The organism is Clostridium algoriphilum, from assembly GCF_020443705.1.
GTDB lineage: Bacteria > Bacillota > Clostridia > Clostridiales > Clostridiaceae > Clostridium_AD > Clostridium_AD algoriphilum.
Window position 1 is genome coordinate 1 of sequence record NZ_JAIZZK010000140.1, and the last position, 503, is coordinate 503.

Consider the following 503-nt stretch of genomic DNA (forward strand, 5'->3'; position numbering starts at 1 on the left):
TGAATATCCTAAAAGCTTTTTTAATACTTCAAGGCTTGGATAAGCATATCCTTTTAATTTATTGTCAAATCTAATTAAATAAATTAATGATAATATTTCCATATGATTTAATTCTTCATTTTCTAATAAATCATTATCTATTATTGTATACCCCGCCACTTAATCACCTACTTTTTTAGTACAACTCAATGCAATTTAATTATATAAACTCTTAACCACACATTTTAAAGTATTTTTATAAACTCGTCCTGTAACTTTGTAATTTTCACTATGATTTTTTTTGATTTAGCCAAAATTGATTACCTCCAAACTATTTTTTTGAGCATTGATTCTTTGCCCATTCCCCTAATAATTCACGATTCAAAAAATATTTATTCCCCATTTTAAAGGCCGGAAAATCTTCTCTTTTTAATAAGTCTTCATACATTCTGTTTCTGCCTACTCCCAAAAACCTCATTCCCTCTGTTGGATCTATTAATATTGTCTTTAACTCTCCCATATTT

At 27.2% G+C, this 503-nt stretch carries 1 protein-coding gene; it reads right to left on the minus strand.

The window, feature by feature from the left end:
* Window positions 1-310: 310 nt before the first annotated feature.
* A partial coding sequence (locus LGK95_RS22280) for a helix-turn-helix domain-containing protein (protein WP_226127129.1) occupies window positions 311-503 on the minus strand: 193 nt, incomplete at its 5' end.